Source organism: Mycobacterium sp. VKM Ac-1816D (assembly GCF_000416385.1).
GTDB lineage: Bacteria > Actinomycetota > Actinomycetes > Mycobacteriales > Mycobacteriaceae > Mycobacterium > Mycobacterium neoaurum_A.
The window spans coordinates 261,727-288,268 of the sequence record NZ_AOHQ01000136.1 but is presented as its reverse complement, the minus strand read 5'-3'; the positions used below and the strand labels follow the sequence as shown (position 1 = coordinate 288,268).

Annotated in this window: 10 protein-coding genes; 6 read left to right on the top strand and 4 right to left on the bottom strand. The window is 68.0% G+C overall.

Annotated elements, in window-relative coordinates:
• The coding region (locus G154_RS15130; protein ID WP_036479837.1) for an IS481 family transposase at positions 1-1,091 on the top strand (1,091 nt) is incomplete at its 5' end.
• Positions 1,092-1,349: 258 nt separating this feature from the next.
• Positions 1,350-1,790: a hypothetical protein gene (locus tag G154_RS15125; RefSeq protein WP_019510349.1), complete on the top strand. Its 441-nt coding sequence runs from the start codon at positions 1,350-1,352 to the stop codon at positions 1,788-1,790.
• 13 nt (positions 1,791-1,803) lie between these two features.
• On the opposite strand, the gene hutH is transcribed toward G154_RS15125, so the two are convergent.
• From hutH to G154_RS15110, 3 genes are read right to left on the bottom strand one after another with little or no spacing between them, the layout of a single operon-like run.
• Entirely contained in the window at positions 1,804-3,324 is a 1,521-nt protein-coding gene (gene hutH, locus G154_RS15120; RefSeq protein WP_019510348.1) for a histidine ammonia-lyase, read from the bottom strand.
• Between the two features lie 45 nt (positions 3,325-3,369).
• Positions 3,370-4,413, bottom strand: coding sequence for a MupA/Atu3671 family FMN-dependent luciferase-like monooxygenase (locus G154_RS15115; protein WP_019510347.1), 1,044 nt, complete (start codon positions 4,411-4,413; stop codon positions 3,370-3,372).
• Positions 4,410-6,233, bottom strand: coding sequence for a non-ribosomal peptide synthetase (locus G154_RS15110; protein WP_019510346.1), 1,824 nt, complete (start codon positions 6,231-6,233; stop codon positions 4,410-4,412). The genes G154_RS15115 and G154_RS15110 overlap by 4 nt, the downstream gene beginning before the upstream one ends.
• Positions 6,234-6,425: 192 nt before the next feature.
• Between G154_RS15110 and G154_RS15105 the strand changes: the two genes are divergently transcribed.
• On the top strand, positions 6,426-21,824 hold the full coding sequence (locus G154_RS15105) for a non-ribosomal peptide synthetase (RefSeq protein WP_019510345.1): 15,399 nt from the start codon (positions 6,426-6,428) through the stop codon (positions 21,822-21,824).
• A 116-nt stretch (positions 21,825-21,940) separates the two neighbouring features.
• On the opposite strand, the gene G154_RS15100 is transcribed toward G154_RS15105, so the two are convergent.
• A complete protein-coding gene (locus tag G154_RS15100; protein ID WP_019510344.1) occupies positions 21,941-23,041 on the bottom strand; it encodes an iron-siderophore ABC transporter substrate-binding protein in 1,101 nt (366 codons plus the stop codon).
• Between the two features lie 166 nt (positions 23,042-23,207).
• Here G154_RS15100 and G154_RS15095 point away from each other — a divergent pair, with 166 nt between their 5' ends.
• From G154_RS15095 to G154_RS15085, 3 genes are read left to right on the top strand one after another with little or no spacing between them, the layout of a single operon-like run.
• Positions 23,208-24,434, top strand: coding sequence for an MFS transporter (locus tag G154_RS15095; protein WP_031601680.1), 1,227 nt, complete (start codon positions 23,208-23,210; stop codon positions 24,432-24,434).
• A gap of 15 nt (positions 24,435-24,449) precedes the next feature.
• A complete protein-coding gene (locus G154_RS15090; RefSeq protein WP_023986242.1) occupies positions 24,450-25,502 on the top strand; it encodes an iron ABC transporter permease in 1,053 nt (350 codons plus the stop codon).
• Positions 25,499-26,539, top strand: coding sequence for an iron chelate uptake ABC transporter family permease subunit (locus tag G154_RS15085; protein WP_019510341.1), 1,041 nt, complete (start codon positions 25,499-25,501; stop codon positions 26,537-26,539). Before G154_RS15090 ends, G154_RS15085 begins: the two co-directional genes overlap by 4 nt.
• Positions 26,540-26,542 lie beyond the last annotated feature (3 nt).

Here is a 26,542-nt window from a genome sequence, read left to right as displayed (position 1 = left end):
CGCTGCACTCGTGGTTGGCCCGGTATGAGGCGCATGGTCTTGAAGGACTCGTGGATCGGTCGCATCGTCCGGTGTCGTGTCCGCATCAGATGTCTGCCGAGGTAGAGGCGCGGCTGTTGGAGTTGCGGCGCTCGCGCCCGTATTGGGGGCCGCGGCGGTTGGTTTTCGAGTTGGCCAAGCGTGGTGTGGTGCCGGTGCCCTCGGAATCGGCGGCCTACCGAGCGTTGGTGAGGGCGCAGATGATTGATCCGCATGCGCGGGATCGACGGTCGCGGAAGTGGAAACGCTGGGAGCGCGCGGCAGCGATGGAGCTGTGGCAGATGGATGTCGTGGGTGGTTTCCCGCTGGCTGATGGCACCTCGGCCAAGGCGTTGACCGGGATCGATGATCATTCTCGGTTGTGCGTGTGTGCGCAATTGATGGTCCGCGAGCGCACCCGCGCGGTCTGCGACGGGCTTCGCGGCGCATTGACCCGATATGGGGTGCCATCGCAGATCCTGACCGATAATGGCCGGGTGTTCACCGGCCGGTTCAACCATCCTCCGGTGGAGGTGCTCTTTGATGCGATCTGTCGGGAGAACGGTATCGAGCACTTGTTGACTCAGCCACGCTCGCCGACCACGACGGGCAAGATCGAGCGCTTCCATCGGAGCTTGCGAGCGGAGTTCCTCAGCGGGCGAGCACCTTTCAAGAATGTGAAGGTTGCCCAGCAGGCACTTGATGAATGGGTGGCGTTCTACAACACTGAGCGTCCGCATCAGGCGTTGCAGATGCACACTCCGCAGTCGCGGTTCGGCGCGGCCCGGGCAGTCGATGCGACTGTGGTCTCACCGCCGGCTGTGCAAGGACTGCGTGGTGAGCGCGCCGGTGCGGACTGGGTGAGTCGCCGGGTGACCACCAACGGGGTGGTGTGCGTGTCCTGGCAGCAGGTCAGTCTGGGCCGTCACTACGCCGGTGCGCGGTGCGACGTGCATGTCGACGGTGAACTGCTGCGGTTCTACATCGGCGACATTCTGGTCAAGACTGCCGCGCGCAGCAGTACCGGCGAGGTAAGAAACAAACGGGCACTGCGCAGCAGCACAGAGCCTTAACCACAACACCGAGTGTCAAGGATCAACCGCAACAGATCCGTCAAGCATCAACCGAAGCCCAACAGGGGCACGGTGTGTGATGTCGCAAGACATCGGAATAGCCGCGGACCTACTTCAGGTCCGCGGTTTTACCATATGGGCCCTCTGGGGTGGCGATGGGTTCGGTAGCGGTGTCGTCCGCGACGCCACCAAGCCAACAAGCGGCGAAGTGGACAGAATTCGGACTTGCACAACGTCCACTGTGCCTATGCTCCCACGATGAAGACGGTTATCGGCGCGCGTATCGGGATGTCGCTCCTGGTGACGGTGATGGGGTTGGCGACGTTCGCGCCCCACGCTGCCGCCAATCCCTACTCCGGAGCGGACGACGCGCACGTTCAGTTCTTCAGGTCGCCGACAGGCAACATCCAATGCGAAATCAACTTCGGACGCGCAGGCGCGGAATCGCTGCCGGACGGGGTCTACTGCATGTCCCAGCAACCACTACAGAGCGTACAAATCCGCGCCGATGGGTCGCTGACAGACGTCTGCACGGGCCCGACGTGTGGCAGTGACGGGCCCACAGATCAGGGCGTCCTCGCCTATGGCCAGAGCGCGACCCTCGGGCCATTCACCTGCCTGTCGGAGGAGTCGGGGATGACCTGCACCGCCAACGGCCGGGGATTCGAGATCTCGACCGCCGGCATCTTTGCGGTGTAGCGGGCCACCGCCCTCACTTCACCGCCAGCTCGTCACACCACCGACGCGCCCGCTGCTCCACGAACTGCCGTGCCTTCTCGATATCGGGGTGCTGGTAGCGGTCTTGGTCCAGATGGCTCACCTCGGAACGGAACTCGTTGAACAGCTTCGCCGTCTCCGGTGAGAGCCGCAGCCCCTCGTTCAGGTCGATGGCCTGCGCCGCGGTCAGCAATTCGATACCCAGAATGTAGGTCAGGTTGTCGATCACCTGCATCAGCTTGTAGGCCGACGTCCCGCCCATGCTCACATGGTCCTCCTGCAGCTGGCAGGTGGCGATGGTGTCGACACTGGCCGGGGCCGACAGCACCTTGTTCTCGTTGACCAGGGCGGCCGAGGTGTACTGCGGGATCATCAGCCCGGAATCCAGGCCGGGCTTGGCCACCAGGTAGTCGGGCAGGCCGTGCTGGCCGGACAGCAGTTGGTAGGTGCGGCGTTCGGAGATGCTCGACAGATCCGTCAACGCGATCGCCAGCAGGTCCATCACCATCGCCGACGAGGCGCCGTGCAGGTTACCCGCGCACAGTTCGGTGCCCTCCTCGTAGAAGAAGACCGGATTGTCCGAGACGGTGTTGCATTCCTGCTCGATGATCTGGGTCGCGAAGTTGATCGCCTGACGCGCCGCGGCATGCACCTGCGGCACGCAGCGATACGAGTACGGATCTTCGTGGGCGATATTGCACTGCGGCAGCTCGTGATGGTTACTGCCCGCCAGCAATGTCTCCAGATTCTTGGCGACGGTGACGCGCTCGGGGTGCCGCCAGGTCTTCTCCAGCAGCGGCTGATAGAAGCTCTTGGCGGTGCTGAAACCCTGAATGCTCAACGCCGTCACCAGATCCGCGAACCGGATGAGGGTGCGGGCACGCAACAGGCAGTCGACGGCGATCGCGTTGATGTACTGCACGCCATTGGTCAGCGCCAGCCCCTCCTTGGGGCGCAGCCGCAGCGGCTCGAAACCCTCGCCCGCCAGCATCGTGGCGGCATCGACGAGTTCGCCCCGGTAGTAGACCTTCCCCTCACCGATCAGCGGCAGCGCCAGATGCGCCAACGGCGCGAGATCGCCACTGGCACCGACGGTTCCCTTCTTCGGAATGGCCGGCACGATGCCACGGGCCCAGAAGTGGAGCATGCGGTTCACGGTGTTCGGCGTGATCCCGCAGTACCCGCTGCGGAACGTGAGCAGCTTGATGACGGTGGTGATCCGGCTGATCCGCGCGGGCATCGGCTCCCCCACCCCGCAGGCATGCGACAGCAGGTGGCGGTGCTGCAGTTCGGACTGCTCGTGTTCCTCGATGCGCCGCACGCACAGCGAGCCGAAGCCGGTGTTGATCCCGTAGATGTGGCGGTCCTCGCCAGCGATGCTGGCGATGTAGTCCGCACCGCGGCCGATGCACTCCTGCACCTCACCGTCGAGGGTGAGTTCCTGTGCGTTGTCGACGATATCGGCGATATCGTCGAGGCGGTAGAAGTCCAGTGAGATACTGCGAGTTTCTGTCATCACTTCGTCTTTCTGATGTTCGATGGTGGCGCGGCAGCCGGTGATTCAGCGAGCCGCCGCGGAACAGCGGTCTTTGACCGTGGCGAGCCGTTCGATACTTCCCAGGGCCTCGTGAGCCTCGACGCCGAAATCGACAAGGCAGGCGATATCGTCGACACCGATTTCGGCGAATCGCCCAGCGACATCGACGCATTGGTCGATATCACCGAGCAGGCCCACACCGTCGAAGTATCGTTCGACGCGCAGGTCGAGGAGTTCTTCGAGAATGTCGTCGTCATAGCCGTCACCGTCGGACGCGGCCGCCGCCTTGATGTCCAGCTGCAGGGCCGAACCCAGGTAGTGGCGCAACGGCGCGGCGGCCACCGCCCGCGCATGGTCGGCGTCCGCACCGACGAAGGTGTGCAACATGACTGTGACGCAACCGGTTTCGGGATCGTGACCGGCCGACCGCAGAGCCTGGCGATACTGGCCGATCAGCTCGGCCAGCTCGGCGAAATCCTGGGTGATCATATGGGTCAGCAGGTTGGCTCCCGCGGTGCCGGCGCGCACGAACGTCTCGGCGGTGCCCCCGGTGGTGATCCACACCGGTAACTGCGATTGCACCGGCCGCGGGGTCAGCTCGACCTCGATCTGCGCGCCGACGCCGTTGGTCCGCCGGATCCGCTCCCCGCGCCACAGCGCGTGCACCGTGTCGATCTGCTCCCACATCAGGTCCTTGCGACCGCCGTACTGCGCGGGCGCCAAGGCGAAGTCATTCGGATTCCACCCGGAGCCGAAGGACACCGCGGCCCGGCCGCCGGACAGGTTGTCGATCATCGACCAGTCCTCGGCGATCAGCAGCGCATCGTGCAACGGCGAGATGACGCTGCCCGCCCGCAACTGGATGTTCTCGGTCACCGCGGCCAGCGCCGCATTCGTGACGACCGGGTTCGGGAAGACCCCACCGAATTCGTCGAAATGTCGCTCGGGGGTCCAGATCCCGGCGAAACCCTGCCGGTCGGCGATCCGCGCGGCATCCAAGAGCAGCTGGTAGTGCCGCTGCGCGTCACCGGTGGCCAGGCTGGCGAAAAACATCAGGGAGAACTTCATCGCGCGGCGCGCACCCCCGCCGTGCCACCGATCACCGGACTTGCCGGGGCCGATGCCGCGGCGATGGCCAGACCTTGGATCGTCGGATCATCGATGAACGTCCCCAGGCTGATGCGCACCCCGAACTGTTTGCGCACCCGCGACAGGATCCGGGTGGCCACCAGGGAATCCCCACCGATGCGGAACAGGTTCGCCGATCGGGAGATGCCCTGTTGTTTGAGCAGGTCCTGCCAGATCTCGGCGATGGCCACCTCCACCTCACCGGTGGGCTGGTCGCCATCATCCTCGTAGGGCTCCGGGGAGGCCAGCTGCGCCACCGCGGGCCGGTCGATCTTGCCGTTGGCGTTGCGCGGCAGGTGCTCTACCGCAATGACGGCCGAGGGGACCATGTACGCGGGCAGGGCGGCGGAAAGTTGTTCCCTGACGGACTCGGGATCGAAATCGTCCGCCCGCTGCGCCACGGCGAAGACCACCAGCGTCATCGCCCCGCTCGGCGAGGTCCGCACATCGGCGGCGGCCGCGAGCACCGCACCGGTGTTCATGACCGCGGCTTCCACGTCCTCCAACTCGACGCGCTGACCGTTGATCTTCACCTGATTGTCGGTGCGACCGACGAAAAGCAGCTCCCCGCCGGGCAATCGGCGCGCGACGTCGCCGGTGCGGTAGATCACCTCGCCGGTATCTGGCACGGTGACGAAACGGTTCTCGGTCGCCGCGTCGTCGTTCAGATATCCCTTGGCCAGATAGGAACTGGCGATGCAGATCTCACCCTCGTCGCCCACGGCCCCGTCCTGATCACGCAGGGTGATCGTCCGGCCGGGAATGGCATGCCCGATCGGGACGGTGCCCAGGTCGGCGGGCAGCTCCCCGATCGGGTAGAAGGTCGCCGCCACCACCTCGGTGGGGCCGTAGACGTTGACCAGTTTCGTTGTGGGCGAGAGCAGCTGACGCGATCGCGCCACCACCGACGGTGACAAGGCCTCGCCGACGAACAGGACGGTGGTCAGGTGCGGCAGGTCGGTACCGGTCTGCTCGATCTCCGAGAGCAACGTGGCCCAGTGCCCAGACACGATCTGCAGCAGCGAAATACGTTCTGCCCGCAGCCACTGCACCAGCGCGGCGGGATCATTGCGGATCTCATCGGAGACCATGTGCACGGATGCACCGCGCGTCAACGCCCCGAAGATCTCACAGAACGACACGTCGAACCCGGGTGGCGCCAGCGCCGCGACCCGGCTGCCCGCGGACACCCCGAACGCCACCGCCTGCCAGTCGACGAACTGCTGCAGCGTGGCATGCCGGTGCGGGATGCCCTTGGGCAAACCCGTCGATCCCGAGGTGAACGCGATATATGCCGGATCGTTGCAGGTCACATCGGGTCGGTCGAGTCGCGTGGACACCGAAGCCGCGGGGGTGGTCGACAGGTGCGGCAGGTGAGCAAACTCGTCCTCGACGAGCCGGCGGTGCTCCTGCGGCGCGTCATCGTCGATCAGGATGGCACCTGGCCGCGCCGCAGTGATGACATGACGGACCCGGTCGACGGGGTGCGCCGGATTGGCGACGACGAAAACGCCACCGGCGGTGAGCGTTCCGAACATCGCGATGACCATCGACGGGCCGCGGTCGGCGATGATCACCACGGGCGTCTGCGGCTGCAGACCGGCATCGGTGAGGCCGTCGGCCAGCCGCCGGGACGCTTTCTCCAGTTCGGTGTAGCTCAGTTCACACCGTCCCGCCTCGGTCACATGCGACAGCGCGAGGGAACCCGGAAGCCGCTCGGCGTGGCGCCAGAACATGTGATGGAGTACCTGTTCGGCCATCGTTTCGTGCGTCTCCTTCGCAAATGCAGACCTTGCTGGCGTCGCCGCCCGCCGAGACTATCCCACGGCAAGTTAAGTTAGCCTAAGCTGCCGTCAGGAGAAAGACGTCCGGTGCCCGTGCGCTATCGGCCCCGCGTGGGTGCACTTCGCATCGGTGAGCCACCCTCTACCACCAGACCCGGGAGCGCATACATGCATGCTGTCGACGAGCGCGAAGCGTCCTACGGCGAGGCTCGGCTGTGGTCGCTGTACCGCCTGGACGGTCCGACTGCGGCAAACAATGTGCCGCTCGCTGTCGAATTCCTCGGACCGCTGGATGTCGACGCACTGAACAACGCGGTGATCGCCGTTGCCCGGCGCCACGTTCCGTTGCGCACGGTGTACGCCGAGATCGACGGTCGGCTGAAACCGACCATCGTCGATCCCGAGGACGCCGCCCTGGAGGTCATCGAATGCCGCCGGGAAGATCTGGCGGCGGTGCGGGCCGACCTGGAGAACTGGGCGTGCGACCTGGGCACCGAGATGCCGTTCCGCGCTCGGTTGCTGCGGGTTTCCCCCGATGAACACGTGTTGTCGATGGTGATCCACCACATCGCCATCGACGGCAACTCGATCGGCCCGCTGTTCGACGACCTGCAACGCAGCTATCGCGCACACCGGGACGGTGCCGGTGACGCGGGCGAACCGCCCGCGGCCCAGTACCACGACTACGTGCGCTACCACCGCGACCTGCTGGAGACACCGGGCCTGCAGGACGAACAGCTCGAACACTGGCGCGCGGTGCTCGACGGCGCCCCTGCCGAGGTGGCACTGCCGCTGGACCGAACGCGCCCACCGGTGCGCGGCTACCGCGGCGACGCGGTGCTGATCCCGCTGCCCGACGACCTGTCGAAGCGGGTGACCGATATCGCGCGGGCCGCCGATGTCACACCGTTCGTCGTGCTCTCCAGCACGGTGGCCGCCGTGCTGTCCCGGCTCGGCGCCGGTGACGACATCCCGCTCGGCACGCCGGTCGCCGGCCGACTCGAAGAGGAATTCGACGACCTGGTCGGCTTCTTCATCAACATGCTGCCGCTGCGGCTGGACCTCAGCGGCCATCCGCGATTCTCCGAGGTGCTGCGCCGGGGCCGTCGCACACTGTTCGCGGCGCTGAGCAATCAGGAGGTCCCGTTCGAGAAGATCGTCGACGCCGTCAACCCGGTCCGCTCACCCAACCGCAACCCGCTGTTCCAGGCGCTGGTGTCGCTGCAACCGGCAGATCCGGAACGCCTCGATCTCCCCGACGTCCAGGGCCGCCTGCTCGACCCCGTGATCACCCCCGCCGCATTCGACATCGCCTTCGAATTCTTCGACCTGCCCTCCGGGGGACGTCGGCTGCGCATCGTCTATGCCACCGACATCTTCGACCGCACCGGTGTCGAATTGCTGGGCCACCGACTGCTCGGCGCGCTCACCGCGGTGACCGCCGACCCCGACATCCGGCTCGGCGACATCCCCCTCGTCGACGACGCCGACCGCTGGTCCGCCGTGGGCATCGGACCGGCCGGCCTGCGCGCGACCGTCACCGAACTGTTCGACGCGCAGGTGCGTCGCACCCCGCGCAGCATCGCACTGCGCCACGGCAACAGCGAGATCCGCTACGAGGAACTGTCCGAGGCCGCCGACCGGCTCGCCGGCGCACTGGCCGAAGCCGGCGTGCGCCGCGGTGACACCGTGGCCCTCGCGCTGTCCCGCGGCACCGATCTGGTGATTGCGCTGCTGGCGGTGTTACGCGCCGGCGCGGCGTATCTGCCCATCGATCGGCGCTACCCGGCGCAGCGTGCGCACTACATGTGGTCTGACGCGCAACCCCGCGTCATCATCGTCGACGACGCGAGTGCACCGGACTGGTCCGACCATCCCGCGGTGCCCGTCACCGCCCGCGCGCAATCGCGCGCAACCGCACCGCTCGGCCCCGACGATGCGGCCTACGTGGTCTACACCTCGGGCAGCACCGGGCGCCCCAAGGGAGTGATCGGCACCCACGGTGCATTGGCCAACCGCCTGTGGTGGGCCGCCCGATCATGGTCGACCCGTGCCGGGGCAGATATCCGGATCGCCAAGAGCTCCATCGGGTTCATCGACGGCAGCACCGAGATACTCGGCGGACTACTGGCCGGCGCACTGGTCGTCATCGCCGATGACGACACCGCAGGCGACGGTGACGCGCTGACCGAACTGATCGAACAGGCAGGCGCCACCCAGATACTCGCGGTCCCCAGCCTGGCCGGGGCCATCGCCGAGTCCGCACCCGACCGGCTCGGCTCCGTCGCGCGGTGGATCTGCAGCGGTGAGCGACTCGACTCCTCGACGGTGGCGGCATTGCGGGCGGTGTCCCCCACCGCCGAACTCGTCAACTCCTATGGCTCCACCGAGGTCGCCGGTGATGTGCTGACCGCGGTCGTCGACGACGGCCGGGTATCGCTGGGGCGCCCCGTCCCCGGCGTCACCATTCACCTCCTCGGCCCCCACCTGGAGCTCGTCCCCCCTGGCGTCGCGGGTGAGATCTATGTCAGCGGACTCCAGTTGGCACGCGGCTATATCGGTCAACCGGCCTCCACCGCCACACGTTTCGTCGCCAACCCGCACGGCGGAGCCGGGGAACGGCTCTACCGCACCGGTGACATCGCCAGGTGGACACCCGAGCATCAGATCGAATACCTGGGCCGCGCGGATGACCAGGTGAGCCTGCACGGATTCCGCATCGAGCTCGCCGAGGTGGAATCCGCCCTCACCGCGCTACCCGGTGTGCACAACGCCGCCGCGGCGGTCCGGGAGAACCCGGCCGGGGGCAGGCGACTGGTCGGCTACGTCACCGCCGAGGACAGCGTCGACCAGGAACTCTGCCGGACCGAGCTGGCCCGCCGGCTGCCCGACTACATGGTCCCCGCGACGCTGGTACAGCTTCCCGAAATGCCGCGTGGCGCAACCGGAAAAATCGATCGCCTGGCGCTGCCCGATCCGGAATTCACCAGTATCTCCGCCGGGCGCGCGCCCCGCACCGAGTTCGAGACGGTGCTCTGCGAGGCGATGGCCACGGCGGTCGGCATCGCGGTCGTCGGCCCCGACGACCAGTTCTTCGCCATGGGTGGTGACTCGATGTCGGCCATCCGCGTCGCATCGCTGGCACGCGGCCGCGGCGTCCGGGTCACGCCCCGGCAGGTGCTCGAACACCCCACACCTGCGGCACTGGCCGCCGTCGCACGCGGTGTTGTGGACGACGGCGAGCTCCCCGGAAATGCCGACGCGGCGGCCACATCCGCGGGCATCGAACTCAGTGCCGCCGAACGTGCGGAACTGTCCGCCCTCGGGTCTATCGACACGGTCCTGCCACTGCTCCCCCTGCAGTACGGCATGTACCTGCATTCGGCCTATACCGAGCCGGAGACCGACCTCTACCGCATCCAACAGATTGCCCGCCTGAGCGGCCCGCTCGACCCCGATGCACTGCACGAAGCAATCCGGACAGTCATCGCACGGCACCCCGCCCTGCGGGTGGCCATGCACACACTGGTCGACGGATCACCGGTGCAGGTGGTCTTCAACGAGGTCGAACCTCGTTGGCGCACTATCGACCTGCGCGGCACCGATCCCCACGCGGCACAGGCCGAACTACTACGCATCGCCGCCGCCGAACGCGCCGCGCCGCTGGCGCTGGACCGGCCACCCCTGCTTCGCCACGTCCTGGTGACGCTGACCGACGACGACCACCGGCTGGTCCAGTCGATGCACCACATCGTCGCCGACGGCTGGTCGCTGTCGTCGATGTTCGACGAGATCGCACGGGTCCACAATGCGATCGTGGCCGGCTCCTCGCCGGAGATCGCCGTCGACGGCTTTGCCGACTTCGTCGCGCGGACCGAACGTCGCGCCGAGAGTTCCTCGCGGGCATGGGAAACCGTCCTGGCCGATGTCCGTCCCACCCTGCTCGCCGCGACCGACTCGCGCGCGGTGGAGAGCCAGGACCACCGCGACGTGACCACCAGTCTGTCTCGCGCGCGTACCGACCGACTCTATGCGGCCGCCCGGCGTGCGGGTGTCACCGCGGCCACCGTCGTGCACACGGCGTGGGGCCTGGTTCTCGGTCGCCGACTCGGGATCGACAGCGTCGTGTTCGGCTCGCTGGTCTCCGGGCGCGGAACGGGCCATCCCGGTGTCGAATCGATCGTCGGCCTGCTCATCAACACGGTACCGGTGCCGCTGTCGTGGCAACCCACGGACAGCCTGAGCGCGGCGGCCACCCGACTGCAGGAACAGCAGAACCGCGTGCTGGAGGCCCAGCACGCGCGGCTCACCGACCTGACCAGGTCAGCCGGCACCCGCGCCCTGTTCGACAGCGTCGTCGTGATGGAGAACTTCCCGGACACGGGCGCCACCGACGGTGATCGAAACACCCTGGCCTACCGGGGATTCGACGGCTCCAGCGTCAAGACCGACTATCCGGTCGCGCTGGTCGCCGACGCCGCCGACGAGCTCGAGCTCCGGCTCGACTACGACCCCGGCCTGATCGGCGCCGCGCACGCCGGCGATCTGCTCGGCGATGTCCTGACCATCCTCGAGGCCTTCGCGGCCGACCCGGGCGCGACGATCGCAGCGCTGCCCCCGGTCGATGCGATGCCGGCATCGCCGAGCACTGGTCCTGTCTCAGCCGGCGCTCCCGCCCGTTCCGCCGATGCCGCGGTCGTGGCTCAACTGGCCGGCCTCTACACCGATCTCCTGGGTGTCCCGGCCGGCGCAGACGACGACTTCTTCACCCTCGGCGGTGACAGCGTGCTGGTGATCCGCCTCGCCGGACGCGCCCGCCGCAGCGGACTGCCGCTCAAGCCCCAGGTGGTTTTCGCCCATCGGACGCCCGCCGCGGTGGCGGCCGCCCTCGCCGCCGATTCCGGGGCGCAGGGGTCGCCCTCCGTCGCCGACGGGCCGCTGCTGGAACTCTCCGAGGCCGAACGCGACCGGGTGGCGGCGGCGACCGAACGCACCGTCGTCGACGTGTGGCCGCTGTCGCCCCTGCAGGCGGGGATCTACTTCCAGGCCCGCTACGCCGAGAATGCCGCGGTCTACATCCTGCAGAACGTCATCGAGCTGCGCGACAGTGTCGACATCGCCGCCATGCAATGGGCGTATGCACTTGTGCTGGAACGTAACCCGGTACTTCGGTCGGGGTTCGTGGCCGACGACCTGCCGCACCCGGTGGCCTTCATCGCCGGCGACCCGTCCTGCCGTGTGCAGCTCGTCGATCTGTCCGAGGACGACCGGGACAGTGCTCTGGCAGCCACCCGACGGCTGATCGAGCAGGACCGACACGTTCCATTCGACATGACCGCGCCACCGTTGTCGCGGCTCACCCTCATCCGCAGGCGCGGCGGTGACGCGCTGATCCTGAGCTGCCATGTGCTGCTGATGGACGGTTGGTCACGCGAATTGCTGATGCGTGACCTGCTCAGCGCCTACGCGATGGCCACGCAGGGACGCCTCAGCCCGCCGCGCGGTCCGGCGCACGGCTACCAGGATTATCTGCGCTGGCTCGGCGCCCAGGACAGCACGGCCGCCGCCGACTACTGGGCACACGTCCACGACGGACTCACCGAACCGACCTTGCTGCTGCCCGAGGCCGCAGGTGCCGAACCGGCCATGACCTCGCGGGTCGACCTCCAGCTCTCCGACGACTGCGCCCACGCGTTGCGGGAGACCGCGCAACACCTCGGCGTCACACTCAACACGCTGCTCACCACCGCGCTCGGCATCGTCCTCGGTTATGAGACCGGCCGCGACGACGTGGTTTTCGGTACCACCGTCGCCGGCCGCCCCACCGAGGTGGACGGCTCCGACGCGGTCATCGGGTTGTTCCTCAACACGGTTCCGGTGCGCCTGCGCCTCGATCCCGGCGCAACGGTGGCCGATACCGTGCGCGGTGCACAATCCGATCGCCTGCGGTCCCTCGACCATGAATTCCTCGGTCTCGGTGATATCCAGCGCGCGGTGGCCGACGCACACCGCAGCTCCGGTCTGCTCGCCGGCGGCGGGGCGCTGTTCGACAACCTGTTCGTGCTGCAGAACTTCTGGAGCGACGAGGCGTTCGCCGATGCCGAGAGCGAGTTCGGCATCCTCAACCATGACACCTTCGACGCGTCCCACTACCCGCTGACATGGGTGGTGGCTCCCGGGGACACCCTGGCGGTGAAGCTGGAGTACCGGCCCGATTTCGTCACCGAATCGGCCGCTCGGCGCCTGCTGGACCGCTACCGCACCGTCGTCGAGTTCCTCGCCGCCCGACCCGATGCCACGCTGTGCTCCGTCGCAGTCCAGCTCCCCGACGAACGCGACGGCCGTGCCGACCGCAGCAACCGGGCCCACCACGAGGTACCCGACCTGACCATCGCCGAGATGCTCGCCGACTACACCGATGGCGACAGCACGGCGCTGGTGTACGGATCCGCCTCGGTCACCCGCACCGAACTCGACCAGCGGGTCAGCCGATTGGCGGGTCTGCTTGCCGCCGAGGGCATCACCGGTGAGGACACCGTCGCGCTGGCCATTCCCCGCTCCATCGACACCGTGGTCGCCCTGTTCGCGGTGTTGCGCGCCGGTGCGGCGTACTTACCGCTGGAACTGGACTATCCCGACGAGCGCCTGGCCGTGATGCTCGACGATGCCCGTCCGCGCATCCTGCTCACCACGACGGCGGTGCGCGAGCGCATCGACGCCATCACCCCGCCGGATTGCCTGCGGATCACGTTGGACGACGCGGGAATCCACAGCGCGCTGGATGCGTTGGCGCCGAACTGGACCGGCGAACGACCCACGCCGGACCGCCCGGCGTATGTCATCTACACATCCGGGTCCACCGGTAAGCCCAAGGGTGTCGTCACGCCCTACCGCGGACTGACCAACATGCACTTCAACCACCGGGAAGCCATCTTCGCCCCCGCGATCGCCAAGGCCGGCGGCCGGCGACTGCGCATCGCCCACACGGTCTCCTTCGCCTTCGACATGTCCTGGGAAGAACTGCTGTGGCTGGTCGAGGGTCACGAGGTGCACATCTGCGATGAAGTGTTGCGCCGCGACGCGGCCGCCCTCGTGGCGTACTGCCGGGCACACCTGATCGACGTCATCAACGTGACGCCTACCTACGCCCAACTGCTGTTCGAAGAGGGCCTGCTCGACGACGGTGAACACCACCCCGTCCTGGTCCTGCTGGGCGGTGAGGCGGTGCCACCGGCGGTGTGGGACCGGCTCCGCGACGACCCCACCACCTACGGCTACAACCTCTACGGACCCACCGAATACACCATCAACACCCTCGGTGGCGGCACCGACGACAGTGCCGAACCCACTGTCGGGCAGCCGATCTGGAATACCGATGCGCACATTCTCGACCCCTGGCTGCGCCCCGTGGCCGACGGCCATCCCGGCGAGCTCTACATCGCCGGTGCCGGCCTGGCACGCGGCTACGCGCACCGATTCGGCCTGACGGCGCAGCGTTTCGTCGCCAATCCGTACCCCACCGCCACCGCGCCGGCGGGCACCCGGATGTACCGCACCGGTGACCTGGTCCGGCGCGGCGCCGACGGCAACATCGAATTCCTCGGCAGGACCGACGAGCAGGTCAAGATCCGCGGGCACCGCGTCGAACTCGGTGACGTGGAGTCGGCGATCGTCGCCCATCCGGGCGCCGCCCAGGCCGCGGTGATCGCCACCGACGATCCGCGGGTGCCGGGCACACAACGACTCGTCGCCTATCTGGTTCCTGCTGCCATCCCCGAGGACGACCGCGCGGCCGCCGAAAGCGCCCATGTGGGCGAATGGGAACAGATCTACTCCGACGAATACTCGACGATCTCCACCGCGGTGTTCGTCGAGGACTACGCCGGCTGGGATTCGAGCTACGACGGTACACCCATTCCGTTCGAGGAGATGTCGGAATGGCGGGCCACCACGGTGGCCGCCATCGCCGGGTTGTCTCCGGCGCGAGTCCTCGAGATCGGCGTCGGCACCGGGCTTTTGCTCGGGCAACTCGCGCCACGGGTCGACGAGTACTGGGGCACCGATCTGGCCGCGCCGGTGATCGAGGCGCTGAACAACGAACTGCGCACCGATCCGGAGCTCCGCGATCGGGTCCATCTGACCGTCGCCCCTGCCGATCGGCTCGGTGACGTCCCCACCGGCCACTTCGATGTGGTCGTCATCAACTCGGTGATCCAGTACTTCCCGTCGGTGCGCTATCTGGCCGACGTGATCGAGAGTGCCGCCCGGCACCTGCGGCCCGGCGGTGCGCTCTTCATCGGCGATGTCCGTAACAGGTTGCTGCTGAACACCTTCCACACCGCGATCGCGCTGTCCCGAAGTGCCTCCGACAGCGCCGACGCCGAGCAGATTCGCCGCGCCGCCGACCGGGGCGTGGAACTGGAAAAGGAACTGCTGCTCGATCCCGAGTTCTTCGTCGCGCTCGCACACCGACTGGGCCTGACGGCCGAGATCAGACTCAAGACCGGCGCATTCCACAACGAACTCAGCAGGCATCGTTATGACGTGATCCTGCGCGCTGATGCGCCCGCTGCACCGGCGCGACGCGCGACGCTGCACTGGCCCGGTGACCTGGAGACGGTGAAGGCCGCGCTCGGGGAGGCAGATTCGGACGGACTTCGGGTGACGGCCATCCCCAACGGCAGGTTGGCCGGCGAGATCGGCGCGACGGAGCGACTCGCGGCGGGTGATGTCACCGGCGCCAGGACCGCATTGCGCACCCCCGCCGGTGTCGATCCTGCGCACCTGTACGCGTTGGCCGGTGCGACCGGCTGGACGGTCCGACTGACCTGGCATCCCGGCGACCCGGCGCTGATGGACGCCGTGTTCACCACCACCGGTGAGCCGCTCGGTGACCTGTACAGCTCGAGTGCCGTCGACCGCCCGCTGGAGGAACTCGGCAACAACCCCGCCGGGGCGCGCGAGCGCTCGGGCGCCATCGCCGCGCTGCGCCGCCATCTGCGCGACACCCTGCCCGACTACATGGTGCCGTCGGCATTCGTCGCGCTGGACCGGATACCGTTGACCGACAACGGGAAACTGGATGTCCGGGCACTGCCCGATGCCGACGCGGCCGCACCGGTCTCCACCAGCCGCGCCGCCCAGAATCCCGTCGAGGAACTGTTGGCGGAGTTGTTCGCCGAGGTGCTCGGCGTCGACCAGGTCGGCGTGGAGGACAACTTCTTCGACATCGGCGGCCATTCCCTGCTGACCATCCGGCTGATGAGCCGGGTGCGCAGTGCGATGGGCGCCGAACTCACCATCCGCGATGTCTTCGACGCCCCGACCGTGGCCCAGCTGGCCACCAAGCTCCGGCTCGACGCTCCCACCCGTCCGGAGCTGACCGCCGCGGCACGCCCCGATCGGCTGCCGCTGTCCGCCGGGCAGGAACGGTTGTTCGTCCTCGAACAGCTCGGTGAAACCGGTGCGGCATACAACTATCCGCTGACCTTCCGGCTCCGCGGATCGCTCGATACGGACGCGTTCACCGCGGCGCTGACCGATGTGGTGGACCGCCACGAGGTGCTGCGCACGGTCTTCACGACCCAGGACGGCACCCTGCACCAGGCGATCCTGCCCGTCGGTGCGCGGGTGCCGGTCACGGTGCTCGACTGCGACGAATCCGCCGTCGGTGCCCTCGTCGACGCCGCGGCCAACCACCGCTTCGACCTGAACACCGACATCCCGCTGCGCGCGACGATCCTGCGTCTCGCCGAAGACGACCATGTCATCGCGCTGATCCTGCACCATATCGCCGTCGACGAGTGGTCGGATGCGCCATTGCTCGACGACCTCGCCACCGCTTACCGGGCCCGGCGGGCCGGCCAGGCACCCGCGTGGTCACCACTGCCCCTGCAGTACGCCGATTACGCGCTGTGGCAACAGAACCTGCTGGCCTCCGTCGCCGACGAGCAGACCGCATTCTGGACCGCGACGCTGGCGGGTGCACCGGATGAGCTGGCGCTGCCCACCGACAGGTCGCGTCCGGCCAAGCCCAGCGGCGCAGGCGGCACGCTACAACTGGACCTGCCTGCCCCGGTGGTCGCCGGCCTGCGTCGGATGACCGGCGAGCACCAGGTGAGCACCGTGATGTGCTTCCATGCCGCCGTCGCCGCACTCCTGCACCGCCTCGGCGCGGGTGAGGACATCGTGGTCGGCACACCGGTTGCCGGACGCACCGAAGCCGAGCTGAACCCGTTGGTCGGATTCTTCGTCAACACCGTGGTGCTGCGCGTCGACGTGTCGGGCAACCCCACGTTCGTCGAGCTGATCGACCGGGTTCGCGATGTCGACCTGGCGGCCTTCGACCACCAGGATCTGCCGTTCGACCGAGTGGTCGAGGCGCTCAACCCGCCGCGTGCCGCGGGACGTAACCCGCTGTTCCAGACGTTCGTCGGCTACCACTACCGCGACGACGCGACCGCCGATGTGCTCGACATTCCGACAGAGTGGTTGTCGCCCACCGTCACGGCCGCCATGTTCGACCTCGGCTTCACCCTGATCGACAACATCGCCCGTGGGCAGATGACGGTCCTGGCGGAGTTCGCCACCGACCTGTTCGACACCGACACCGTCGAGCGCATCACCGAACGCCTGCTGGCGCTGCTCACCCAGGTGGTCGCCGAACCCGCCACCCGCATAGCGGATTCCGAGGTGTTCCTGCCCGGTGAACGTCAATGGCTCGCCGAGGTCGGCTCCGGACCGGTCGCACCGGTATCGCCGGACGATCTCGCCACGATGGTGATCCGCCAAGCGCTGCGCAGCCCCGATGCCGTCGCGGTGCGCGGTGACGAGGCGGACACTGCGCTCACCTACGCCGAGCTCGACGCGTGGTCGCGCCGGCTGGCCGCCGATCTGGCCGGCGAGGGTGCCGGGCCCGGCACCCTCATCGGAGTGGCGGTGCCGCGCTCGGTCGAGCTGATCGTCGCGCTGGTGGCGATCGCCCGGTGCGGTGCGGCATTCCTGCCCCTGGACAGTGACTTCCCCGTCGACCGATTGCAGTTCATGCTCGACGACGCGCAGCCGGTGACCGTACTGCGGGACAACACACGGATCCGGGCCGCCCGACACGGTGAAAGCGGCACCAGGACAGCACGATCCGAGAGTGCAGCCCGGGGTGAGCACTGGGCGTATGTGCTCTACACGTCCGGGACCACGGGACGGCCCAAGGGTGTGCCCGTGCCCCACCGCGCCATCGCCAACCGGATCGCGTGGTTGCAGCAGGCCTACCCGCTGTCGGTGGCCGACCGGATGCTGGTCAAGACCCCGATCAGCTTCGACACCTCGGTCTGGGAGGTGTTCTGGCCGCTCAGCGTGGGCGCGACCCTGGTGCTCGCCCGACCCGGCGGACACCGCGAACCCCGCTACCTTGCCGAGACCATTGCCGCGCATGGCGTCACCGCCGTGGACTTCGTCCCTTCGGTGCTCGAACTGTTCCTCGACGAACTCGACACCGACCGCTCGGCTGATCTGTCCAGCCTGACCCGGGTCACCGTGGGTGGTGAGGCATTGCCCCGCGAACTCGCCGACCGGACCGCCCGACGCCTGGGTGTCCCCCTGCACAACCTGTACGGACCGACCGAGGCCGCCGTGGACGTCCTCGGCTGGACCGCCGACGGCGGCCCTGTCGCGATCGGCGTCCCGGGCGCCAACGTCCGGGTTCACGTCCTCGACGGCCGCCTGCGCCCCACTCCCCCAGGCATTCCCGGTGAGCTGTACCTGGCCGGCGTGCAGGTGGCGGACGGATATCTGGGCAGACCGGCGCTGACCGCCGAACGATTCGTGGCCGATCCCTGGGGACCGGCCGGTGCCCGGATGTACCGCACCGGTGACGTGGTGCGGTGGCGGTCGGACGGACAACTGGAGTATCGCGGCCGCGACGACGACCAGATCAAGGTCCGCGGTGTGCGCATCGAACCCGGTGAGATCGAGGCGGTGCTCGCCAGGCACCCGGCCGTCAGCTCGGTCCGCGTATTGCTGCGCGCGGGCGCACTCGTCGCCTATTACGTATGTGCGGGCGCGGATTCGCCGACTACCGAACAGCTGCGGCGCTTCGGCGCGCAATCACTGCCGATGCACATGGTGCCCGCGGCATTCGTCGAACTCGACGCGCTGCCGGTGACCGCGACCGGCAAGCTCGATCGCGATGCGCTGCCCGATCCGCTCCCTTCGCCGGGATCCGGCAGGGCACCTGCCACGGCGACCCAGGCCGGCTTGTGCGCGCTCGTCGGTGATGTCCTCGGCGTCGAAACCGTCAGCATCGACGACGACTTCTTCGCTCTCGGTGGGCATTCGCTGTCGGCGATCAGGTTGCTCGGCAGGATCCGCGCGACCCTGGGCGTCGAGTTGAGTCTTCGTGAGCTGTTCGACGCCCCGACCGTCGCCGAACTCTCGGCTCGTATCGACCAGGACAGCGGTGTCGCGGCGGTACGGCCGACGCTGGGTGCGCGGCCGAGGCCCGACCGGGTGCCGCTGTCGCCCGGGCAGGCCAGTATGCGGTTGCATTACGCACTGGAGGGTCCGAACCCGACCTACAACGTGCCCATGGTGTGGCGGGTGGACGGTCGGTTCGACATCGCGACACTGGAACTCGCGCTACACGACGTGATCGGGCGCCACGAGATCTTGCGGACCATCTATCCCGACCGGGACGGTGTCTTCGAGCCTCGTGTCCTCGACCCCGCCGAGGTGGCTCTGCATGTCGAGCTGATCTCCGACCATGAGCTCCGCGATGCGGCACGGTACTGCTTCCGCCTCGACGAGGAGATACCGGTCAAGGTGTACCTCGTTGCCCGGGGCACCGAGAGCGTGCTGTTGGTCAACATCCACCACATCGCCACCGACGAGTGGTCCGACGAACCGCTGCTGCGTGATCTGCGCACGGCCTATGAGGCCCGTCGCGCCGGGCTGGCACCGCAATGGCCGGAGCTGTCACTGCAGTACGCCGACTACGCCCTGTGGCATGCCGAATTGCTCGATGGTGTCGCCGAGAACCAGTTGCGGTACTGGCAGGAGGCGCTGGCCGGGGTTCCCGAAGAGACCGGCCTGCCGACCGATCACCCACGCCTGCCGACGAACACCTTCCGTGGCGGCACCGTGACGACGTCGCTGCCGCCCGAGACCGTCGGTGCGCTGCGTGCACTCGCACGCGACAGCCAGTCGACGATGTTCATGGTCGCCCACTCCGCGGTGGTCACGCTGCTGAACCGGATGGGCACCGGCGACGATATCGTCGTCGGAACACCGGTGTCGGGGCGATCGGATGTGCTGTTGCACGACCAGATCGGCTATTTCCTGAACACGGTGGTGCTGCGCTCCCAGGTGCGCGGCACGCAGACCTTCGCCGAATTGTTGGCCGACAACCGGGCGGGCGTTCTGCGAGCCTTCGACCACCAGGACATCCCGTTCGACCGGATCGTCAAGGAAGTCAATCCGATTCGCGTCCGCGGGCAGCACCCGCTGTTCCAGATCATGATGATGTACCTGGTGAGCGGGGACACCGAGCGCATCGAGATCGACGGGATGACGCTGACCGCCGATGAGGTCGATACCGGCACGGCGAAGTTCGACCTGTCGATCGATTTCGTCGAGCATGCCGACGAATCGGTCACCCTCACCATGGAGTACAACGCCGACCTGTTCGAGGCGTCGACCATCGACGCGCTGCTGGCCCGTCTGGTGGCGGTGCTCGACCGGGTGTCGCAGGACGCGAGCGTCCGGCTGTCCGATATCGACATGCTCATCGAACCCGAGCCGGACCGGATCGCCGGATGGGAGCACGGCACCGAGGTCGCCACCCCGGCGGCGACGCTGACCGCACTGTTCGAGGCACAGGTGCGCGCCACTCCTGGTGCCCTGGCGATCATCGACGGTGCGCGGGAGCTGACGTTCGACGAGGCGAACCGTCGGGCCAACCGGCTCGCACGCCACGCGATCGCGCGGGGTCTGGGGGCCGACGATATCGCCGCGCTGGATCTGCCCCGTTCGGCCGATGTGCTCATCGCAATCCTGGCCGTACACAAGGCCGGCGGGGCGTATCTGGCGCTCGACGCCGAATATCCCCGCGAACGAATCGCGCACATGCTCGCCGATGCCCGCCCGGTGCTCACTATCACCGCCGAAACGATGGCCGACGCAGACGGTGACCAGACGCTCTCCGATGCCGACGTCACCGATGCCGAGCGCCGCACCCCGGCGCATCCGGATCATGCTGCCTACCTGATCTACACCTCGGGCAGCACCGGAAAGCCCAAGGGTGTCGTCGTGCCGCAGCGCAGCATCGTCAACCTGTTCGCCAGCCACCGCGAACGCCTCTACCGGCCGACGATGGCGACCGCAGGCCGCGACCAGCTACGGGTCGGGCACGCCTGGTCGTTCGCGTTCGACGCGTCGTGGCAACCGCAGCTGTGGCTCTACGACGGCCACACCATCTGTCTGGTGTCCGACGAGACACGTCGCGATCCGGCGCTGCTGGCCACCCAGCTCGACGACCAGCGATTCGACTTCATCGAGCTCACACCGTCGATGTTCGACAGCGTCGCCCGCGCCGGGGCTATCCGCGACGGGGCGTGCCGCTTGTCCGCGATCGGCGTCGGCGGCGAGGCCGTCCCACCGGAGCTGTGGGCCGAGCTGGGCGCGATGCCGGGCACCCGGGCCTACAACCTGTACGGGCCGACGGAGACCACCGTCGACGCCCTGGTCGCCGAGCCCGCCGGTTCGCTCGAACCGAAGATCGGTACCCCGGTGTCGAACTCGACGGTCTACGTGCTCGACCAGTGGTTGCGCCGGGTTCCGCCCGGGGTGCGCGGTGAGTTGTACGTCGCCGGAGCAGGTCTGGCGCGCGGGTACCTCGGCCAATACGCCAACACCGCACAGCGCTTCGTCGCCAATCCCTACCGCGATGGCGAGCGGATGTACCGGACCGGTGATCTTGTCAGCTGGTCGGTCGACGGGCAGTTGGTCTACCACGGCAGGGCCGACGAGCAGGTCAAGATCCGCGGCTATCGGGTGGAGCTCGGTGAGATCGAGTCGGCACTGCGGGCGGCGCCGGAGGTGGCCGACGCGGCCGTGGTGGCCCGCCATGACTCGGCGAATCACGCTGTCCTGGTGGGGTACGCGGTGCGGACCCCTGGCTGTGCACCGGACCCCGCCGAGCTCAAGCGGCAGCTGTCCACGCGGTTGCCGGGCTACATGGTCCCGACGGCGATCGTGCTCGTCGAGGCCATTCCCTTGTTACCCAACGGCAAACTGAACCGGGCGGGTCTGCCGGTGCCCGATCTGGCCGCCGCGCCGGTGGTGCCACCGCGCAACGAGCTGGAGGCCGCGCTGTGCGATGCGGTCGCCTCGGTCATCGGTTGCGACGACATCGGTATCCACGACGACTTCTTCGAGCGCGGCGGCGACAGCGTCGCCACGATGCGTCTGGTCGCCGCGGCCCATGCCGCCGGGATCGCCGTCAGTGCGCGTCAGATCTTCGAGCACCGCACGGTCGCCGAACTGGCGACCGTCACCGCGATCAAAGCCGGATGAATGCCGGGATGAACCGATGAGAGTGGCTCTCGGCGAACCGGTCCCGTGAACACAACACACCGCGAGCGCGGCGCGGTCGACGCGCTGCGTTCGCGGTGTGTGTTACCGCGTCGGGGTCAGCTGACGATTGCCGGGACGGTGGCCGGGTTGCCGTCGAGCGCCACGGCGAGTTGCGGGGCCAGCCGATCCAGCAGGTACGGGATCGACAGCACCGAGGCGAAGTAGTAGGCGCAGCTGGCGTCCGAGCCACCCTGGATGAACACCGAACGGTCTTCCCGGGCGACGCGTAGCCGGGAGAAGATCGGGTCGGCGGCCAGTTCGGCCTTCAGCGCTGCGACATCCTTGGGCTCCCAGACCAGAACATCGGCATCGATCAGGTCGGCCCGCTCGAAACTGATGGTGGCGTCGAAGTTGTCACCCAGCGCGTCCTTGACGGCAGCGGACTGGGTGAACCCGAGCATCTGCAAGAACTGGCCGCGCGGATCGGTCGCCGCGGAGACGCTGTAACCGTCCTCGTTGCGGTAGACCGACAGACCGGTCTTGCCCTCGAATTGCGGGTAGGTGGACTTGGTCTCGGCGATCTTCTCGCGGGTCTGGGCCAGCAGCTGGTCACCCTTGGCCTTTTCGTCGAGAGCCTGCGCGAGGATCGGGGTGATCTGTTCCCAGGTCGCGGCGTAATCGTTGGTGTCCTTGGGCTGCGCCAACGTCGGCGCGATCTGCGACAGCCGCGCGTACTGCGTATCGGTCAGGTCGGAGTACAGACCGACGATCAGATCCGGTTTGAGGTTGGCGATCTCCTCGTACGGCGGCGCACCGTCGGCGGCGAAGGACAACTCGGCGGGTGCCTGCCGGTCCCCGAGCAGGTCCTTCGACCACGGGCCGAGCACGCCGGTGGTGAAGTATCCGTCCCAGGTCATCACGGCGACGGGCACGGTCCCGAGCGCGATCAGGGTGTCCTGCTCCTGCAGCCCGATCACCACGACGCGGGTGGGCTTCTGCTCGAGCGTGGTGCTGCCGTATCGATGGTCGATGGTGACCGGGTAGGACCCCGACTGCTGGGCCGAGGTGGCGGCGGAGTCGGTTTGACTGCTCGAGCAACCGGCCGCGACCAGCGCGAACAACATCACCAAGAGCATCAATACCCGGCCGCGCGCCCCGTTGCCGCCACGGCGGTCCGTGCTGGTCTGTCGCTCGGGCATGGTTGCCGCCATGGTCATCACAAAGATTCCCTCCGATGATCGAATTTGGTGAGCCTAACCTCGCACAGGTGGCCGGTTCAAGCGGCACGGGGCGCACCACCCGGGCGTGTCCGACCGCTAGCCTGTCCGGGTGCCTGACGACCGCGATGCGCAGATCTCGTACCTGCCCCGTGCACTGTGGCCACTGCGCAACCGCGACTACCGGCTGCTCACGCTCGGGCTGTCGACCACCCTGCTGGGCAACGGGCTCTGGTCGGTCGCCTTGGTGTGGCAGGTCATCGCGATGGGAGGCGGTGCCGGCCAGGCGGCGATCGTGATGACGATGTTCAGCGCGGGCCTGCTGATCAGTGTGCTGCCCGCGGGGGTGGCGGCCGACCGGCTGCCCAAACTCGTCGTCATGCGCGCCTCGCTGTGGGTGCAGGCGACGCTGCTGATCATCGTCGGGGTCCTTGCCGTCGGCGACCAGGTGCAGATCTGGCATCTGGCGGTCACCGGCTTCGCGTTCGGCATCGCCGAGGGTTTCTACATTCCCGCCTACACCGCACTGCTGCCGACCATCCTGGCACCCGAGGAACTGTTGGCCGCCAACGGGATCGAGGGCGTGCTGCGCCCCGGTCTGCAGTTCGCCCTCGGCCCGGCGATCGGTGCGCTGCTGGTGCAGCTGTGGTCGCCGGCATGGGCGATCCTGATCCAGGGTGCGATGTTCGTCCTCGCCGCGATCATCCTCGGGTTCATCAGGCCGCCTTCGGCTGTCGCGTCCGAGACCGCGGACCACGAACCGGAATCGGCACTGGGGGACCTGCTGGCCGGACTGCGGTACATGTACCGCACCAGGTGGTTCTTCGCGACGCTGTTGTTCGCCGTGGGCAATGTGCTCGTCGTCGTCGGCCCCATCGAGGTGCTGCTGCCCTTCGTGATCCGCGATAACGGCGGAACCCCCGGGCATCACGCGACCGTGCTGGCGGTCTTCGGGGTGGCCGGTGCGGTGGGCGCTCTGTTGGTGGCCTCGCGCCCGCTGCCGCGGCGCTACATCACCGTCATGCTGGTGCTCTGGGGGCTGGGAGCACTGCCGCTTGCCCTGATCGGCTACACCGAAGCGATCTGGATAATCGCCGCGGTGATGGTCGTCGTCGGCGCCACGTCCGAAGCCGGGCAGGTCATCTGGGGAACCCTGCTGCAGCGGCGAGTGCCCGCCGAGATGCTCGGTCGCGCCTCCAGTCTGGATTTCTTCGTGAGCCTGGTGATGATGCCGGCGTCGCTGGCGCTGGCGGTACCTGCCGCACATCTGATCGGCACGACGGGCGTCTTCATCGTGGCGGGCGTCGCACCCGTGGTGTTCGCGGTGATCGCGCATCTGGCCGCCCGGCTCGGCCGCGATGAACTCGACCACCCGCTGGATGACCGGACATGACGGGCTGCCGCACCGATGAGTGCTGATACCTCGCTGCCCGTGCCCGACGTCACGAGCGATGCCCGCCGGACGGGCACCAGAACTCGCCTGGTCTGGCTGGCCATCTTCTGTCTCGTCCTGCTACTGGTCTGCATCGCCAGCGCCGCCGTCGGCACCCGAGACATCCCGATCGCGACGGTCATGCGCGCACTGTTCGACTATCAGGGATCCGACGACGAAGTGGTGGTCCGCGCGGTCCGCATTCCCCGAACCGCGCTGGGGCTCCTGGTCGGCGTGGCGATCGGCGTCGGCGGCGCCATGATCCAGGCCGTCACCCGCAATCCGCTGGCCGATCCCGTCGTGCTGGGCATCACGCCCGGCGCGATGTTCAGCGTGGCGCTGGCCGTCGGCATGTTCGGATTTCGGTCCATCCACCAGTACCTGTGGTTCGCGCTCGTCGGATCCGCCGTGGCGATGGCGATGGTCTACGCCATCGGCCGCTCGGGCCGCTGGGGTGCGACGCCCATCCGGCTGACGCTGTCCGGGATCGCCATCGGCGCGGTCTTCACCGCATTCACGTTGGCCCTGACGCTGTTGAACCCGTCGGCATTCGACCAGATGCGGGCGTGGGACGCGGGATCGATCGCCGGACGCGGCTGGGACGTCACCCTCGCGGTGCTGCCGTTCGTCCTTGTCGGACTGGCGATCACGGCGTCGGTGGCCCGTGGCCTCGACGCGATCGCACTCGGTGACGATATGGCGCGCGCACTCGGCACCCAGCTGGTCCGGACGCGCACCCTGGGACTCATCGCGATCACCCTGCTCTGCGGTGCGGCGGCAGCTGCGGCAGGCCCGATCGCCTTCGTCGGTCTGATGATCCCGCACATCGCCCGGTGGCTGGTCGGCGCCAACCAGCGGTGGATCCTGCTCATCTCGGCGATCGCCGCCCCGGCGCTGGTGCTGGCCGCCGATGTCCTCGGCCGGATTGCGTTGCGTCCGGCCGAATTGCCCGTCGGGATCGTCAGTGCGTTTCTGGGGGCTCCCGCCCTGATCTGGTTGGTCCGGCGCAAGACGGTGATCCAACCGTGACGACCGGGACGCAGCGGGTCGATTTCGGGCGCCCCACCGTGCGATGGCGGCAGCTGCGCATCGACGTCATCTCCGTGGTCACCACCGCCGTGCTGGTTTTCGCGGCGGTCGTGGTGTCGATCCTCAGCCTCGGTGCCGGTGACTACGACATCGCGCCATGGGACGTGCTGCGCGCGGTGTTCGGCGCCGGGGCGCCGTTCGACATCGTGGTGGTCCGCGAGTGGCGGGCACCGCGGGTGTTGATGGCGCTGATCCTCGGTGCGCTGCTGGGCATCTCGGGTGCCATCTTCCAGTCGCTCACCAAGAACGCACTGGGCAGCCCGGACGTCATCGGCTTCAATTCGGGTTGCTACTTCGGCGCGCTCGTGGTGATCCTGTTCGTCGGCGCGCACTCCAGCGCACTGCTCGCCCTCGGCGCGGTCGCCGGCGGCTTCGCGACCGCCGCCATCGTGTATCTCCTTGCCTTCAAACGTGGTATCGCCGGCTTCCGGTTGATCATCGTGGGGGTCGCGGTCGCTATCATGATCGAGGCCGTCAACACGTGGATGATCCTCAAGGCCAACCTGCAGGTCGCCATATCGGCCGCAGCATGGGGTGCGGGCACCCTGGCCAATGTCACCAACAACCAGGTTCTGGTGGTCCTCGCCGGAACCGCCGTGCTCGTCGTGCCGCTGGCCGTGATCGCCCGACGGATGCCGGTCGCCCAGCTGGGCGATGACGTCGCCGCCGCGCTCGGCCTGCGCATGGAGGCCACGCGGGTGTTGATGCTGGCCGTCGGTGTCGGATGCGTGGCCATGGCAACCGCTTTCACCGGGCCCATCAGTTTCGTGGCGTTGGCCGCACCGCAACTGGCCGCCCAGGTCACCCGCGGCGGAGGTTTGCGGCTGGCCCCGTCGGCGGCGATGGGAGCGGCCATCCTCGCCGCATCCGATGCCGCGGCCCAGCACCTGTTGCCCGGCCAGCTGCCCGTCGGCGTGATCACCTGGGGTATCGGCGGCGCGTATCTGGTGTGGCTGCTGATCAGACAGTCGGGCTGAGCG

Excerpts from the sequence above, each read along its gene's own strand:
- G154_RS15125 (WP_019510349.1), top strand. The coding sequence starts at position 1,350 with ATGAAGACGGTTATCGGCGCGCGTATCGGGATGTCGCTCCTGGTGACG.
- hutH (WP_019510348.1), bottom strand. The coding sequence starts at position 3,324 with ATGACAGAAACTCGCAGTATCTCACTGGACTTCTACCGCCTCGACGAT.
- G154_RS15115 (WP_019510347.1), bottom strand. The coding sequence starts at position 4,413 with ATGAAGTTCTCCCTGATGTTTTTCGCCAGCCTGGCCACCGGTGACGCG.
- G154_RS15110 (WP_019510346.1), bottom strand. The coding sequence starts at position 6,233 with ATGGCCGAACAGGTACTCCATCACATGTTCTGGCGCCACGCCGAGCGG.
- G154_RS15105 (WP_019510345.1), top strand. The coding sequence starts at position 6,426 with ATGCATGCTGTCGACGAGCGCGAAGCGTCCTACGGCGAGGCTCGGCTG.
- G154_RS15100 (WP_019510344.1), bottom strand. The coding sequence starts at position 23,041 with ATGACCATGGCGGCAACCATGCCCGAGCGACAGACCAGCACGGACCGC.
- G154_RS15090 (WP_023986242.1), top strand. The coding sequence starts at position 24,450 with ATGAGTGCTGATACCTCGCTGCCCGTGCCCGACGTCACGAGCGATGCC.